This window comes from Pseudomonas sp. NPDC099000, assembly GCF_044759925.1.
Classification (GTDB): Bacteria; Pseudomonadota; Gammaproteobacteria; order Pseudomonadales; family Pseudomonadaceae; genus Aquipseudomonas.
Genome location: NZ_JBIWAF010000009.1, coordinates 32,446 through 46,714, shown reverse-complemented (window position 1 = coordinate 46,714; position 14,269 = coordinate 32,446). Strand labels below are relative to the sequence as shown.

14 protein-coding genes and 1 pseudogene are annotated in these 14,269 nt (G+C 59.4%); 4 read left to right on the top strand and 11 right to left on the bottom strand.

The annotated features are described in order from the left end of the window. Positions 1-46 precede the first annotated feature (46 nt). Positions 47-997, bottom strand: a complete 951-nt coding sequence (locus ACIQV9_RS13785) for a choline ABC transporter substrate-binding protein (protein ID WP_403102104.1) — start codon at positions 995-997, stop codon at positions 47-49. A 435-nt stretch (positions 998-1,432) separates the two neighbouring features. Between ACIQV9_RS13785 and ACIQV9_RS13780 the strand changes: the two genes are divergently transcribed. After that, positions 1,433-2,809: an L-serine ammonia-lyase gene (locus ACIQV9_RS13780; protein WP_403102101.1), complete on the top strand. Its 1,377-nt coding sequence runs from the start codon at positions 1,433-1,435 to the stop codon at positions 2,807-2,809. Positions 2,810-3,324: 515 nt separating this feature from the next. Continuing rightward, positions 3,325-4,428: a GlxA family transcriptional regulator gene (locus tag ACIQV9_RS13775; RefSeq protein WP_403102098.1), complete on the top strand. Its 1,104-nt coding sequence runs from the start codon at positions 3,325-3,327 to the stop codon at positions 4,426-4,428. A 124-nt stretch (positions 4,429-4,552) separates the two neighbouring features. On the opposite strand, the gene ACIQV9_RS13770 is transcribed toward ACIQV9_RS13775, so the two are convergent. From ACIQV9_RS13770 to choX, 6 genes are all read right to left on the bottom strand, one after another. Continuing rightward, positions 4,553-4,816 (bottom strand): hypothetical protein, encoded by a 264-nt coding sequence (locus ACIQV9_RS13770; RefSeq protein WP_403102095.1) that lies wholly within the window; start codon positions 4,814-4,816, stop codon positions 4,553-4,555. Between the two features lie 422 nt (positions 4,817-5,238). Continuing rightward, positions 5,239-6,399, bottom strand: a complete 1,161-nt coding sequence (locus tag ACIQV9_RS13765) for a gamma-butyrobetaine dioxygenase (RefSeq protein WP_403102092.1) — start codon at positions 6,397-6,399, stop codon at positions 5,239-5,241. Between the two features lie 14 nt (positions 6,400-6,413). Beyond that, complete coding sequence (locus ACIQV9_RS13760; RefSeq protein WP_403102089.1) at positions 6,414-6,890, bottom strand: thioesterase family protein; 477 nt, start codon at positions 6,888-6,890, stop codon at positions 6,414-6,416. Between the two features lie 144 nt (positions 6,891-7,034). Then, the gene (locus ACIQV9_RS13755; RefSeq protein ID WP_403102086.1) at positions 7,035-8,000 is read right to left on the bottom strand and encodes an L-carnitine dehydrogenase; all 966 of its coding nucleotides are present in this window, start codon (positions 7,998-8,000) and stop codon (positions 7,035-7,037) included. Between the two features lie 209 nt (positions 8,001-8,209). Next, positions 8,210-9,097: a 3-keto-5-aminohexanoate cleavage protein gene (locus ACIQV9_RS13750; protein ID WP_017341199.1), complete on the bottom strand. Its 888-nt coding sequence runs from the start codon at positions 9,095-9,097 to the stop codon at positions 8,210-8,212. Between the two features lie 74 nt (positions 9,098-9,171). Continuing rightward, complete coding sequence (gene choX, locus ACIQV9_RS13745) at positions 9,172-10,116, bottom strand: choline ABC transporter substrate-binding protein (RefSeq protein ID WP_403102082.1); 945 nt, start codon at positions 10,114-10,116, stop codon at positions 9,172-9,174. A 210-nt stretch (positions 10,117-10,326) separates the two neighbouring features. On the opposite strand from choX, the gene ACIQV9_RS13740 reads away from it, so the two are divergent. Further along, positions 10,327-11,274, top strand: a complete 948-nt coding sequence (locus ACIQV9_RS13740; protein ID WP_403102079.1) for a GlxA family transcriptional regulator — start codon at positions 10,327-10,329, stop codon at positions 11,272-11,274. A 117-nt stretch (positions 11,275-11,391) separates the two neighbouring features. Here ACIQV9_RS13740 and ACIQV9_RS13735 read toward each other — a convergent pair whose 3' ends face one another. The 4 genes and pseudogenes from ACIQV9_RS13735 to ACIQV9_RS13720 form a co-directional block, all read right to left on the bottom strand. Then, the gene (locus tag ACIQV9_RS13735; protein WP_403102076.1) at positions 11,392-11,808 is read right to left on the bottom strand and encodes a DUF3010 family protein; all 417 of its coding nucleotides are present in this window, start codon (positions 11,806-11,808) and stop codon (positions 11,392-11,394) included. Between the two features lie 32 nt (positions 11,809-11,840). Continuing rightward, a complete protein-coding gene (locus ACIQV9_RS13730; RefSeq protein ID WP_403102073.1) occupies positions 11,841-12,164 on the bottom strand; it encodes a helix-turn-helix domain-containing protein in 324 nt (107 codons plus the stop codon). Further along, positions 12,148-12,402 (bottom strand): annotated as a pseudogene (locus ACIQV9_RS13725) (type II toxin-antitoxin system RelE/ParE family toxin). Before ACIQV9_RS13725 ends, ACIQV9_RS13730 begins: the two are co-directional and overlap by 17 nt. A gap of 213 nt (positions 12,403-12,615) precedes the next feature. Next, positions 12,616-13,017, bottom strand: a complete 402-nt coding sequence (locus tag ACIQV9_RS13720) for a lysozyme inhibitor LprI family protein (RefSeq protein WP_403102070.1) — start codon at positions 13,015-13,017, stop codon at positions 12,616-12,618. 236 nt (positions 13,018-13,253) lie between these two features. Here ACIQV9_RS13720 and ACIQV9_RS13715 point away from each other — a divergent pair, with 236 nt between their 5' ends. Next, a complete protein-coding gene (locus ACIQV9_RS13715) occupies positions 13,254-14,231 on the top strand; it encodes a dipeptidase (protein ID WP_008033250.1) in 978 nt (325 codons plus the stop codon). The last annotated feature ends 38 nt before the right edge of the window (positions 14,232-14,269 follow it).

The following is a 14,269-nucleotide window of genomic DNA, read 5'->3' as shown; positions in this document are numbered from 1 at the left end:
CAGCCCGGGCGAGCGAACCCGCCCGGCGTAAGCGATGCTTCCTAAATCAAGGCTGCGCGAGCTTGGTTTTCACGGCCTCCAGGCCTGGTTTACCGTCAATGGTGGTCACGCCAGCGAGCCAGGTATCGAGCACCTGTGGATTCTTTTTCAGCCAGGCCTTGGCGGCCGCGTCAGGCTTCATTTTGTCGTCCAGGACGTTGCCCATCAGCGTGCTTTCCATGTCGAGGGTGAACACCAGGTTTTTCAGCAACTGACCGACGTTGCTGCATTCCTGCGCGTAGCCCTTGCGGGTGTTGGTGAAGATGGTCGCCTGACCGAAGTTGGGGCCGAAGAAGTCGTCACCGCCAGTCAGGTACTTCATCTTGAAACGGGTGTTCATCGGGTGCGGTTCCCAGCCCAGGAACACTACGGCGGTGTTGCGGCGCTGGGCGCGATCGACTTGCGAGAGCATGCCTGCCTCGCTGGACTCGACCACCTTGAAGCCGGCGTCTTTGAGGCCGAAGGCGTTCTTGTCGATCATGCTCTGGATCAGGCGGTTACCGTCGTTGCCTGGTTCGATGCCGTAGATCTTGCCGTCGAGTTCTTTCTTGAACTTGGCGATGTCGGCGAAATCTTTCAGACCCTTGTTATACAACTCTTCGGGCACGGCGAGTGTGTATTTTGCGTTTTCGAGGTTGGCGCGCAGTGTCTCCACGGTGCCGGCATCGCGGTACGCCTTGATGTCGTTTTCCATGGTCGGCATCCAGTTACCCAGGAATACGTCCATGTTCTTGCCGTCGGCCAGGGACTTGTAGGTCACCGGAACGGAAATCATCGTGGTTTTGGTTTTGTAGCCCAAGGCATCGAGAACGACGCTGGTGGCGGCGGTGGTGACGGTAATGTCAGTCCAGCCGACATCGGAGAAGTTTACGGTGCTGCACTGAGCGGGTTCTGCGGCTTGAGCCAGTAACGGCAGACTCAGCATGGCGGCCAACAACAACGACGGGGAACCTTTCATGGATGGACTCCTTGGTGTTTTTTTTGGCAGTGTTCCGACTGGACCACCGCACTTATAGGTTGCGGTTGGATGGCGTTTTGGAGACATCTCTACCACGGCGCCTTGCAATCGAGTCGATACGATCATGTACCAGTGAAAATCTGACGCCTACAGGGTGCGTCGTAACCAGTACAGGGATGGTCGCATCCAGTGTCGGTGACGTCGTTTACAGCTTTTTTCAACCCTCTTTGCCCCTCTGATCCGCAAAAAAACGGCGAAAACGCAGCGTAAAACGCTCGCGGCGTTAGTGGGCATGAGTGCGTCGGTGTGAGACGTCGAACGACACGGCAAAAGCCTGATGATGCGGCCATCTCGGCGGATTGCAGCTTGAGCGTAGCAGCTCCGTCACTGGGCGCTTTTGCGTCTGGAGTTGGCACATCCAGGAGTTCGGCAGTAATGGCTATCAGTGTTTTCGACCTGTTCAAAATCGGCATCGGCCCTTCCAGTTCGCACACCGTGGGACCTATGCGGGCCGCCGCGCTGTTCGTGCAAGGTTTGCGTGAGCAGGGCCTTTTGGAACTAGTGCGGCGCGTTGAAGTTCAGCTTTATGGTTCGCTGTCGGCCACCGGCATCGGTCACGGCAGCGACAACGCCGTGATCATGGGCCTGATGGGCGAGTGGCCGGACGCGATTGATCCGTCGCAAATCGGCATCCGTATCGAAACCTTGCGCGAGACCCACACGCTGTTGCTCGACGGTCGCCTGTCGGTGCCGTTTATCTGGGCTCGCGACATGCGCCTGATCGACGAAAACCTGCCGTTTCACCCCAATGCCATGACCCTGGTCGCCGAAGGCGATGACGGCGAGCTGCATCGCGACACCTACTATTCCATCGGCGGTGGTTTTGTCGTGGATGAAGCGCAGGCCTCCAGCGGCGTGGTCGATCTGGATCGCACCGTGTTGCCCTACGATTTTTCCAGCGCTGTCGAACTGCTCAGCCTGTGCCAGAAGCACAACCTGCGCGTGGCCGAATTGATGATGGCCAACGAGAAAGTCTGGCGCAGCGAGGAAGAGATCCGCAGCGGTCTGATGAAACTCTGGCGCGCCATGCAGGATTGCGTCGACCAGGGCCTGAAACACGAAGGCATCCTGCCCGGCGGACTGAATGTGCGCCGTCGTGCGGCCAAGTTGCATCGCAGCCTTCAAGAGCTGGGCAAACCCAATGTCATCGGCTCGACCTTGAGTGCCATGGAATGGGTCAACCTGTTCGCCCTGGCGGTCAACGAAGAGAACGCTGCCGGTGGGCGCATGGTGACGGCACCGACCAACGGCGCGGCGGGGATCATTCCGGCGGTGTTGCACTATTTTATGAAGTTCAGCGAGGTGGTGACGGACGCCAACGTGGTCGACTATTTCCTCAGTGCGGCAGCGGTCGGGATTCTGTGCAAGAAGAACGCTTCGATTTCCGGTGCGGAAGTCGGTTGTCAGGGCGAAGTCGGTTCGGCTTGCGCCATGGCAGCGGCCGGGCTGGCGGAGATTCTGGGTGCGACACCTGAGCAGCTGTGTAACGCGGCGGAAATCGGTCTGGAACACAACCTGGGCCTGACCTGCGACCCGGTGGGCGGGCTGGTTCAAGTGCCGTGCATCGAGCGCAATGCGATTGCCGCGGTGAAAGCCATCAACGCGGCGCAAATGGCGTTGCGCGGGGATGGTCAGCACTTTATCTCGCTGGATCGGGTGATCCGCACCATGCGCGATACCGGCGCTGATATGCACGACAAATATAAAGAGACCTCGCGGGGTGGGTTGGCGGTTAGCGCCGTCGAGTGCTGAATCCGAGGTGACCCCGTTCGCGGGCAAGCCTCGCTCCTACAGAATCACGCAATCCCTGTAGGAGCGAGGCTTGCCCGCGAAGGCGCCAGACCAGTCAAAACTGCGCGCTAAGTGAACACATAATCCCAAACGCGCCACCTTTTAGCGCGTCGCTTACAGATAAGCGACTTCACCCCGGCCAGGGATCCAACTTGGCCATTACCGCCTGTCACCTGTGCTTGCGGTGACACTCTCCATCAGGTCGCCGTAGCCCTGTTCCCACAAGTGCTACCGATTTGCTCACGCCCAACGGGGCAGAGCGCCTCCCGCCGATAATGGCAGTTATAACCCCCACTCGCGGCGCGGCTTATATAGACGCGGCGCGACGTCGTTTTCAGGAGTTATTGAATGACCATTCAACTTTAGGCATGGCAATTGCTCTGTCATTACAAAGCCCGTCTCCCACGCGAGAACGATGGCAATAACAAGAGCCTCCGCCTGAGGCCATCACCCGCTTTGTGTGAGGAGATACCGCGATGACGACGTTCAACTCCGGGGCCCAACCCCAGAACCGTGCGCCTCAATCCATCGGCTTTCTGCTGCTGGACAATTTCACGCTTATTTCTCTGGCCTCCGCCGTAGAGCCCCTGCGCATGGCCAACCAATTGTCTGGCCGCGAGCTGTATCGCTGGACCACGCTCACCGTCGACGGCGGTCAGGTCTGGGCCAGTGACGGTCTGCAGATCACCCCCGACTGCTCCATGCACAAAGCACCTGCCTTGGACACCATCATTGTCTGCGGCGGCATCGGCATCCAACGCACCGTTACCCGCGAACACGTGTCGTGGCTGCAAAGCCAGGCGCGGCAGTCCCGCCGTCTCGGCGCGGTCTGCACCGGCAGTTGGGCCCTGGCGTGCGCCGGCCTGCTGGATGGTTTTGATTGCAGCGTGCACTGGGAATGCCTGGCCTCGATGCAGGAAGCGTTCCCGCGTGTGGCCATGAGCACCCGCCTGTTCACCCTCGACCGTAACCGTTTCACCAGCTCCGGCGGCACCGCACCGCTGGACATGATGCTGCACCTGATCAGCCGCGATCACGGCCGTGAACTGTCCGCCGCGATTTCGGAGATGTTCGTCTATGAGCGCATCCGCAACGAACAGGATCACCAGCGCGTGCCGCTCAAGCACATGCTCGGCACCAACCAGCCGAAGTTGCAGGAAATCGTCGCGCTGATGGAAGCCAACCTGGAAGAGCCGATCGACCTCGACGAACTGGCGGTGTACGTCGCTGTTTCCCGTCGTCAGCTGGAGCGCCTGTTCCAGAAATACCTGCACTGCTCGCCGTCGCGTTATTACCTGAAACTGCGCTTGATCCGCGCCCGGCAGTTGCTCAAGCAAACGCCGATGTCGATCATCGAAGTGGCGTCGGTCTGCGGCTTCGTGTCCACGCCGCACTTCTCCAAGTGCTACCGCGAATACTTCGGCATTCCACCGCGTGACGAGCGCGTAGGTTCCAACACCGCGCAACAAGTGGCGATGATGCCACTGCCGCAAGCGCTGGTGCTGTCGCCGCTGTCCGGGCCGTTGTCGGCGCTGAGTCAAGCGCGTAATGAGTCGACGTTTGCCAGCGTAAGGCTCTAAACCTTTGACCTGATCGTTTCCACGCTCTGCGTGGGAATGCAGCCCGGGACGCTCCGCGTCCCAAAAGGCCGAACGCGGAGGGTCCGTTGAGGCGTTCCCACGCAGAGCGTGGGAACGATCACTATCAGGCGCTACGACTTTGTTGATACTCCGCCAACGCGGGCAGCAATTGCTTGTCGATGGCCTGGCGCACGGCCGGCAGGATGGTCGCGCTGCTGGTGTACATCTGCTTGACCATGGTCCGCAGTGTCATCGCCCGTTCATCGTTCAAGCCTCGCACCGCGCACTCGCAAGCCTGCTCGGCGGTGGCGCCGCTCGGTACTTGAAAACCCAACGATTTTAGCTGGCCCAACAGGTCTTCCTGGTCAATCAAATCGGCGTACATCATGACGCAATCCTTCTTCAGGGAACGGTGTCGTGGATCGATTCTCGTAGGGGCAGGGGGTGGCGGCAAGGACGATTTGTCGCAATGGCCGCGATACCTATGAACAGGTCGTTTTCGGCTAACTTGCGAGAGGGGAGAGTGGGCACACTGGATTCAGCTGGCTTCACGAAGGTTTGGTCACCCTCGCGCAACGGCTCCTCAACAGTACCCTCCTCAGCTCCGATCCTGTCACGGCTTGATCGGGGTTTTTTTTGCCTGTTAATCAGGGGTTTTTGTGTTGCCTGTGAATCAGGGGTTTTTGTGTTGCCTGTGCAGACGCCATCGCGGGCAAGCCCGCTCCCACAGGTTTGGCGTCGTTCGCCAAATCTGTGGTAACCCCCGATCCTGTGGGAGCGAGGCTTGCCCGCGAAGAACGATGACGCGGTCTAGCGTTGCAACACCAATATTCGTGACAACAACTCATCACGGTCGACATAGCACCCTTGAAAATGCCGGGCGCCGCTGGCGGGGTCGAAGGCGTTGCGGGCGTGGAGAGTGCGGCGGTTGTCGAAGCACCACAACTCGCCGGGATTGAGCCGCGTCATCACCCGAAACCGCGCTTCACGGGTCATCGCAATAAAGCGTCGATAAGCGCGGTACAGCTTGGGCATGTCCTCGATCGAGGCATCAAACGGCCCACGCAGAAAGTTCGCCATGCGGATCTCCGATACCTGCCCCAACGCATCCAGAGCGATGATCGGCGCCAGGCAGCGGTAGTCGCTGTGACGGTCCTTGTTGCGAAACTCTACGGGGATTTCACACAGGGCCTTGAACGACTCGGGATCTTCCTCGCGCAACGCGTGAGCAATGGCAAAGCCGTCGACGAAAATACTCTCGCCACCGTCCGCATCATTGACCAGGCAATGCAGAAATTGCAGCCCCGGTTGCAACTCTCGGGTCGGCAAATCGCTATGCAGCGGCAGGTTGAAAGCGGTGTAGGCGTTGCTGTCGGCATCGGCCTTGGATTGCACGTTGAACAGCACGCCGAAATTGCTCTCGCGAATGAAGGAAATCCGCTGGGCAATCAGTTTCAGCGAACCAGGTTCGGTGGGTACGCCGCGCACTTGAGTCAAGCCGATATCGCGCACGGCCAACAGCCATTGCAGCAAGGCGTCGTTGTCGTTCATCAGCGCCTGGTATTCGAACACCGGCAGCTGCAAGTCGTTTTTCCACAGCCTGGATGTTGGCTTGCCAGCCCGGCGTTCGGCGCGGGACTCGTCATCATAGGCGTGAGCCCGCAGCCAGCCCGGATCGAAGCGACTCTGGTGGCCGTCCTGCCATTCGACGCTGAGGCAACCTTCGGCATCGACGTTTGCCCCTGTCGGCTTCACGTCCTCTGCGACGTCGACGATTTCCAGCACTTGCTCGCGGGTCACGGTGTAGACGCATTGCGGGCACGGGCAATTGTCCCGCAGCCATTGATGATGAAACGGGCTGACCCGGCCGTCGGCCCACTGCACTTGAATTCGATCCGCCAGGGTTTGCACGGCGGTCAACGCGCTGATCAACGGGTAGGTTCGGAAGTCGGCAAAAGCGGCGGTGTTCAATGGCGATCTCCTTGTTATTTTTTAGGGGGTAATGCGATCACTCGACCAATGCAGGCGGGGGGTGGCAGGTCGGCTTGCTCGGCGAAGATGGCTTGCAGCTTGCTCAAGGTGTCTTCGCTCAATGGTGCGGAGCGAGGGCCGGCGAGGTCGACGTGCAGGAGCATTTGCTCGTTGCCCGCCAGTTCCTTGTCGTCGCCGACCAAATGCAGGCTGTGATAGAGGTGCAGGCGTTTGCTGTCGTGACCGATGATTTGGGTGTGCACTTCGACGTCGGCGTCGAGCTTCACTTCGTGCAGGTAATTGAGGTGCAGTTCGAGGGTGAACAGCGAGTTGCCGCTGGCTTCGCGGTTGCTGCTGTCCATGCCCAGACGATCCATCAGCGCATCGGTGGCGTAGCTGAAAATCAGCAGGTAGAAGGCATCGCGCAAGTGGCCGTTGTAGTCGACCCAGTCGGGGATGATTGTGGTTTGGTAGGTGGTGAGGGTGGGCATGATTCTCTCCAGGCATGATCGGGGATGATCGTTCCCACGCTCCGCGTGGGAATGCCTCAATGGACGCTCTGCGTCCGCTCTTGGGACGCGGAGCGTCCCGGGCTGCATTCCCACGCAGAACGTGGGAACGATCAGTGGGGAGGGTTATTCGCTGAAAGCCATCCCATGTTTCTCTTTGGTAGTCTTCACCGCTTCCAGCACCGCCAGCAAGCAATCATCACGATAGCGCTCCAGCGCGGAAATGCTGTGCTTGCCCAACTGATCACTGGTCCCGTCCACCACATCATCGATCAACTTGTCGGTCAACTCCGGCGCCGGCAGATACGTCCACGGCAACTGCAACGCCGGCCCGAATTGCGCCATGAAGTGGCGCATCCCCGCATCACCACCCGCCAGGGTGTAGGTCAGGAATGTGCCCATGAATGACCAGCGCAGACCCGCGCCAAAGCGGATCGCATCGTCAATTTCGCCAGTGGTCGCCACGCCGTCGTTGACCAGGTGCAGCGCCTCACGCCACAGCGCTTCGAGCAGGCGGTCGGCGATAAACCCCGGCACTTCCTTGCGCACATGCAGCGGACGCATGCCCAGGGATTCGTACACTTTCATCGCCGCTTGCACCGCTTCAGGCGCAGTATTTTTGCCACCGACCACTTCCACCAGCGGCAGCAGGTAAACCGGGTTGAACGGGTGCCCGACCACGCAGCGTTCCGGGTGGGTCGAACTCTCATAAAACTCGCTCGGTAACAGGCCCGAGGTGCTGGAGCCGATCAACGCATTGGGCTTGGCCGCCGCGCTGATTTTGCTGTGCAGTTCCAGTTTCAGATCGAGGCGCTCAGGGGCGCTTTCCTGAATGAAATCCGCGTCGCGAACACATTCTTCAATCGTCGCGACGAAGCGCAAGCGATCCTGCGAGGCGCCAGGCGCCAGGCCTTGTTTCTCCAGCGCACCCCAGGCATTGGCGACGCGCTTGCGCAGCGCGGCTTCGGCACCGGGCGCCGGGTCCCAGGCGACTACGTCGAGGCCGTGGGCGAGGGCGCGGGACACCCAGCCGCTGCCGATGACACCGCTGCCTAACGCTGCGAAGGTTTTGATTTCAGTGATTAAGCTCATGGCGTCGTCCTAAAAGAATTCGGTGGTCCCAGTGGGATCTGGCTTTGTGGCGAGGGGATTTATCCCCGTTCGGCTGCGCAGCAGTCGCAAAACATTGCATGCGGTGTGGCTGACACACCGCGGTTGTAGGTTTTGGGGCCGCTTCGCGACCCAACGGGGATAAATCCCCTCGCCACACCCGCTCCCACAGAGGGAAAGAGTGAGTAGGGTCAGCCGCGCTTGGTCAGGCCCATTTTTGCCCGGCCTTCCGCCGGGGTCAGGACACGGGCGCCGAGACGACTGAGGATTTCCGAAGCACGTTCGACCAACTGGCCGTTGGTCGCCAGCACACCCTTGTCCAGCCAGATGTTGTCTTCCAGACCGACCCGCACGTTGCCACCGAGCAGCACCGCTTGCGCCGCCATCGGCATCTGCATGCGACCGATGCCGAAGCCGGCCCACACAGCGTTCGCTGGCAGGTTGTCGACCATGGCTTTCATGGTGGTGGTGTCGGCTGGTGCGCCCCACGGGATGCCCAGGCAGAGTTGGAACAGTGGATCGTCGAGCAGGCCTTCCTTGATCAACTGTTTGGCGAACCACAGGTGACCGGTGTCGAAAATTTCCAGCTCGGCCTTCACGCCCAGCTCTTGAATGCGTTTGGCGCCAGCGCGCAGTTGCGCCGGGGTGGACACGTAAATGGTGTCGCCGTCGCCGAAGTTAAGGGTGCCGCAATCGAGGGTGCAGATTTCCGGCAGCAGTTCTTCAACGTGGGCGAGACGGGTCAGCGGACCGACCAGGTCAGTGTTCGGGCCAAACTCCATCGGGTTCTCGCCCGCGCCGATTTCCAGGTCGCCGCCCATGCCGGCGGTGAGGTTGACGATGATGTCGACGTCGGCCTCGCGGATGCGCTCCATCACTTCGCGGTACAGCGCCACGTCACGGCTGAATTTGCCGGTTTCCGGGTTGCGAACGTGGCAGTGAACGACGGTGGCGCCAGCCTTGGCGGCTTCCACGGCGGCAGCGGCGATTTGTTTCGGGGTGACCGGCACGTGTGGGCTCTTGCTGGTCGTGTCGCCAGCACCGGTAAGTGCGCAGGTGATGATGACGTCGTGGTTCATGAGGCGTGTTCCTTGCAGGCGTGATGATTCCGTTCGCAGCCCGGACGGGCTGCGAGTCGGTGTTTCAATCGGGTTTATTTAGTGGTGAGTTTCAGATTTTCAGCGGCCGGTTTGCCATCGAAGGTGGTCACGCCTTCGAGCCAGCGTTGCTTGTCTTGCGGGTGATCTTTCAGCCATTGCTTGGCTGATTCGAAGGCGTCCTTGTGATCCAGCAGCGGCTGCATCATCCGGCTCTCGTCTTCGGCGGTGTAGGTCAGGTTGCTCAGCAATTTGCCGATGTTCGGACATTGCTCGGCGTATTTCGGCGCGGTGACGGTCCAGACCGTGGCCATGCCTTCGTTCGGGCCGAGGGCGTCTTCGCTGCCGGTGAGGTAAGTCATCTGCACGTTGACGTTCATCGGGTGCGGCGCCCAGCCGAAGAACACCACGGCCTCTTTGCGGCGCACGGCGCGATCCACCGCTGCGAGCATGCCGGCCTCACTGGATTCGACCAGCTGGAATTTACCGAGGCCAAACTGGTTCTTGGCGATCATCGCCTTGATCTGGGTGTTGGCGCCCGAGCCCGGTTCGATGCCGTAAATCTTGCCGCCCAGTTCCTTTTCAAACTTGGCGATGTCGGCGAAGGTTTTCAGGCCCTTGTCGGCCAGGTAAGTCGGTACAGCGAGGGTGGCGCGGGCGTCTTTGAGGCTTGGCGCTTCAAGCACCTTGACCTGGTTGGCATCGACGAAAGGCGTGATGGTCTGGGTCATCAGCGGGTTCCAGTAGCCCAGGAACAAGTCCAGACGCTGGTCGCGGATCCCGGCGAAGATGATTTGCTGGGACGCGCTGGTTTGTTTGGTGTTGTAGCCGAGGCCATCGAGCAGGACTTGGGTCATGGCGCTGGTGGCGATCACGTCGGTCCAGTTCACAACGCCCATGCGCACGTTCTGGCATGAAGCAGGTTCGGCCGCCATGACGCTGGCGCTCAAGAAAGCGGTACCGCTGAGTGCAAGAACACAGCTGCTGATCAGTCGTTTCATCTCAGGTTTCCTCGGCAGTTCGTTATTGTGGGTCCGGGCGTCTTCGTGCGCCGGTGATGCCAAGTTACGCAGCTAAGGTCCCGTGAAAGCGCACTGCGGCGACCAGCTCTTGCACTGCAGCGACCTGTCCTCTTGAATGCCTCTTGCAAGTGGCGTATCAACGTCCACACGCTTCCCGCCCTCTCGTTACCTGCCAGTCGAGTGCGCTCCATGTCCCAGGATTTCTACTTCATGTTGATGCCGGGTTTCTCGGCCATCGGTTTTATCTCGGCCATCGAGCCGTTGCGGGTCGCCAATCGCTTTCGCGGCGAGTTGTATCGCTGGCATGTGCTGAGCGCTGATGGCGGGGCGGTATTGGCCAGCAACGGCATGTCGGTCAACGCCGACGCGGCGCTGGAACCGCTGAAGAAAGGTGCAACGCTGTTGGTGGTCGCTGGCTTCGAACCGCTGAAATTCGCCACCCCCGCGCTGGAGCACTGGCTGCGCCGTCTGGACAACGAAGGCGTGACCCTCGGCGCCATCGACACCGGCAGCTTCGTCCTCGCCGAAGCCGGCCTGCTCGACGGCCACCGCCTGACCCTGCACTGGGAAGCTATCGACGCCTTCAAAGAGTCCTATCCACAGCTCAGCGTCACCCAGGAGCTGTTCGAGATAGACCGCCGACGCATTACCTCCGCCGGCGGCACCGCTTCCATCGACCTGATGCTCGACCTCATCAGCCAGGCCCACGGCCCGGAACTGGCGATCCAGGTCAGCGAACAATTCGTACTCGGCCGCATCCGCCCGCGCAAAGACCACCAGCGTATGGAAGTTGCCACGCGGTATGGCATCAGCAACAAGAAACTGGTGCAGGTGATTGGGGAGATGGAGCAGCACAGTGAGCCGCCGCTGAGCACGCTGGAATTGGCGGAATCGATCAAGGTGACGCGACGGCAGTTGGAGCGATTGTTTCGCCTGCACCTGAATGACACACCGAGCAATTTCTACCTGCGGTTAAGGTTGGAGAAGGCGCGGCAGTTGTTGCGGCAGACGGACATGAGTGTGTTGGAAGTGAGTATCGCGTGCGGGTTTGAATCGCCGTCGTATTTCACCCGAAGTTATCGGGCGCGGTTTGAACGGTGTCCGCGAGAAGATCGCCGACTCACCCAGAAGGCCTGAGTGAAACCGTACCTGTAGGAGCGAGGCTTGCCCGCGAAGGCGGTGCGTCAGGCAACTGTAATATTGAATGTGCCGGCCTCTTCGCGGGCAAGCCTCACTCCTACAAGTGGTATGACGTTACTTCTTCATCAGGGCGGAGCAGGCCGCTTTAAACGCTTCATGCTGATACTTGTTCAGCGTCTGCGGCAGTGCGAAGTCAAACTTCTTGTTCTGCGCATTGATGGTCTGCGGCGACAACAACGTCACCTCGCAACTCTCCAGCAACTGAAAAATGCCCTCGATCTTGAACGTGGTCGGTCCACCGGCAAACTCACCTTTCTTGCTGCGCTTCTTGATCGCAATCCGGTCAATGGAATTCTCGCGTACAAACGACGCCACCTGAGCGGCAAAGACTTTGACGTTCGCGGCTTCGTCGTCATCGTCGAGGGCGATTTTCTTGGTGGGCAGGGCTACGTGACTCAGCGTCTGACCGTCCAGGGACGCGACGGCAATGATCGCTTCGCTGCCTTTGATTTCGATGCCGCAGATTTTCATTTCGATCCCTTTCACAAGTGGTTGTGTGCAGCCTACAGCTCAAGTTGATTAGCCGTGATGCCAAACGCCGTGGCAATTTTCTCGCGGGTGGCCTTGCGAGGCTTCGCTACAGTCTCTTGCTGGGCAAAAGCAGGTTGAGAAATGCCCATTCGTTTGGCCACTTCATCCTGTGTAAGGTTCAGATGTTCACGCCAGGCACGAATCGGCGTCGCGCCATCGACGATGCGGCTGACCACTTCATGTGGAATCAGATCGGGCTCAATCTTCTGCGCCAAATATTGTGCGTAGGGAATGACCACAAACGCAGGATTCCCCTCTGCGTCGTTAATGATTTGAACGTCAGTAGGTGCGTTCATCGCGTTTTTTGACCTCTTGAATACTGACCACTTTGATTGCGCCATCCCAATCGAACATGACTCGATAATTACCCACTCGAAGTCGATAGGCGTAGTCATGACCGACCAGTGCTTTGACATTGCCGATGTCAGGCATGTCAGTCAGCACCGCGACGGCATCACGGACCTGGATCTAGTGAACGGAATGCAATTTCAGAAGCTGCTTAACGGCCTTTCGAGTCCAGTGAATGCTGTTCATGGGAGAATATAAGTCTTTTATAAGATTTTCCAATCTTTACTTATAATTCTCAGTCGGCCAATTAACGAAGGGTGTCTGGATGTTGCCCGGGCTACAGGGTCTGCTGCGAGGTGCTGGGAGTGCTGTCGGTTAAGTCGGCGATGTTTGTAGGAAACAGCATTTCTTGAGGATCGAAAGCCGGCGACGGTGCCAGCTTCCGACGGAAATTCAGGATCACTCCTGCCCAATCGACTCCAAAAACTCCGACCGCTCATCACTCATCCGCGCCACGCAATCATTCTGCGCAATCGTGAACGTCTTGCTACCGCTGGTCGCTGGAAACGCCTCAACCGCGCAATCCGCATCCCGGGTCTTCAGCCATTGCTGCTGGGCGGCCTTGAGCTTGGCGGTGATGTCGCTCAGTTGTGCCGGGTTCTTGCCGTAGGCCGTTTGCATGCGCTCGGTCAGGCTTTGGTAGTTGTCTTTGAGCAGGTCTTCGGCGGTGGTTCTGCTGTAGGCGGAGCATTCCAGGGTCTGGACGTCGTTTTCGACTTTGTCGCAGGGGTTGTCGTCTGATTCTTCCGCCGCGTGTACGCCGGTCGCTATCAGTGCCAAAGCCAGGAAGATCGTTCTCATTGCGACGCAGCCCCTTTTTTTCAGTGCCTATTCAGTAATGCAGCGAATTCTGGCCCAAGCAGCGGCCCTTGAACAGGTGGGCGATTGCGTCCATCAACGACCCTTTGTCGCGGATTGACGCTTTCGGCAAACCCTCTGTCGTTTTTGCACCCGGCTGCCCCGTCCCTCAGGCATATGCTGGCCCCAAAGCGCCGGCACACGATTCGGCGCATGAATCGCTAATAGGGGACAGCCTGATGAGCCCAGCCGAGTTGCACGCCGACAGCATCGTTATCGACGGGCTGATTATTGCCAAGTGGAACCGTGAGCTGTTCGAAGACATGCGCAAGGGCGGTCTGACTGCGGCCAACTGCACCGTGTCGGTGTGGGAGGGCTTCCAGGCCACCGTCAACAACATCGCCGCCAGCCAGAAGCTGATCCGCGAGAACAGCGACCTGGTGATTCCGGTACGCACCACCGCCGATATCCGCAAGGCCAAGGAGCAGGGCAAGACCGGCATCCTCTTCGGTTTCCAGAATGCTCACGCCTTTGAAGACCAGATCGGCTATGTCGAGGTGTTCAAGCAGCTCGGCGTCGGTATCGTGCAGATGTGCTACAACACCCAGAACCTGGTGGGTACCGGCTGCTACGAGCGTGATGGCGGCCTGTCGGGTTTCGGTCGTGAAATCGTCGCCGAGATGAACCGCGTCGGCGTCATGTGCGACCTGTCCCACGTCGGTTCGAAAACTTCCGAAGAAGTCATCCTCGAATCGAAGAAACCGGTGTGCTACTCCCATTGCCTGCCGTCGGGTCTGAAAATTCACCCGCGCAACAAATCCGATGAAGAACTGAAGTTCATCGCCGATCACGGCGGTTTCGTCGGCGTGACCATGTTTGCGCCATTCCTGGCCAAAGGCATCGATTCGACCATCGACGATTACGCCGAAGCCATCGAATACACCATGAACATCGTCGGCGAAGACGCCATCGGCATCGGCACCGACTTCACCCAGGGCCATGGCCAGGACTTCTTCGAATACCTGACCCATGACAAGGGCTACGCCCGCCGCCTGACCAGCTTCGGCAAGATCATCAACCCGCTGGGAATCCGCACCGTCGGCGAGTTCCCGAACCTGACCGAAACCCTGCTCAAGCGCGGCCATTCCGAGCGCGTGGTCCGCAAGATCATGGGCGAGAACTGGGTCAACGTCCTCAAGGACGTCTGGGGCGAGTAAGCCACAGCACCTCTGAATCCTTTCCCCCGGCCGTCCGC

Excerpts from the sequence above, each read along its gene's own strand:
- ACIQV9_RS13785 (WP_403102104.1), bottom strand. The coding sequence starts at position 997 with ATGAAAGGTTCCCCGTCGTTGTTGTTGGCCGCCATGCTGAGTCTGCCG.
- ACIQV9_RS13780 (WP_403102101.1), top strand. The coding sequence starts at position 1,433 with ATGGCTATCAGTGTTTTCGACCTGTTCAAAATCGGCATCGGCCCTTCC.
- ACIQV9_RS13775 (WP_403102098.1), top strand. The coding sequence starts at position 3,325 with ATGACGACGTTCAACTCCGGGGCCCAACCCCAGAACCGTGCGCCTCAA.
- ACIQV9_RS13770 (WP_403102095.1), bottom strand. The coding sequence starts at position 4,816 with ATGATGTACGCCGATTTGATTGACCAGGAAGACCTGTTGGGCCAGCTA.
- ACIQV9_RS13760 (WP_403102089.1), bottom strand. The coding sequence starts at position 6,890 with ATGCCCACCCTCACCACCTACCAAACCACAATCATCCCCGACTGGGTC.
- ACIQV9_RS13755 (WP_403102086.1), bottom strand. The coding sequence starts at position 8,000 with ATGAGCTTAATCACTGAAATCAAAACCTTCGCAGCGTTAGGCAGCGGT.
- ACIQV9_RS13750 (WP_017341199.1), bottom strand. The coding sequence starts at position 9,097 with ATGAACCACGACGTCATCATCACCTGCGCACTTACCGGTGCTGGCGAC.
- choX (WP_403102082.1), bottom strand. The coding sequence starts at position 10,116 with ATGAAACGACTGATCAGCAGCTGTGTTCTTGCACTCAGCGGTACCGCT.
- ACIQV9_RS13740 (WP_403102079.1), top strand. The coding sequence starts at position 10,327 with ATGTCCCAGGATTTCTACTTCATGTTGATGCCGGGTTTCTCGGCCATC.
- ACIQV9_RS13735 (WP_403102076.1), bottom strand. The coding sequence starts at position 11,808 with ATGAAAATCTGCGGCATCGAAATCAAAGGCAGCGAAGCGATCATTGCC.
- ACIQV9_RS13730 (WP_403102073.1), bottom strand. The coding sequence starts at position 12,164 with ATGAACGCACCTACTGACGTTCAAATCATTAACGACGCAGAGGGGAAT.
- ACIQV9_RS13720 (WP_403102070.1), bottom strand. The coding sequence starts at position 13,017 with ATGAGAACGATCTTCCTGGCTTTGGCACTGATAGCGACCGGCGTACAC.
- ACIQV9_RS13715 (WP_008033250.1), top strand. The coding sequence starts at position 13,254 with ATGAGCCCAGCCGAGTTGCACGCCGACAGCATCGTTATCGACGGGCTG.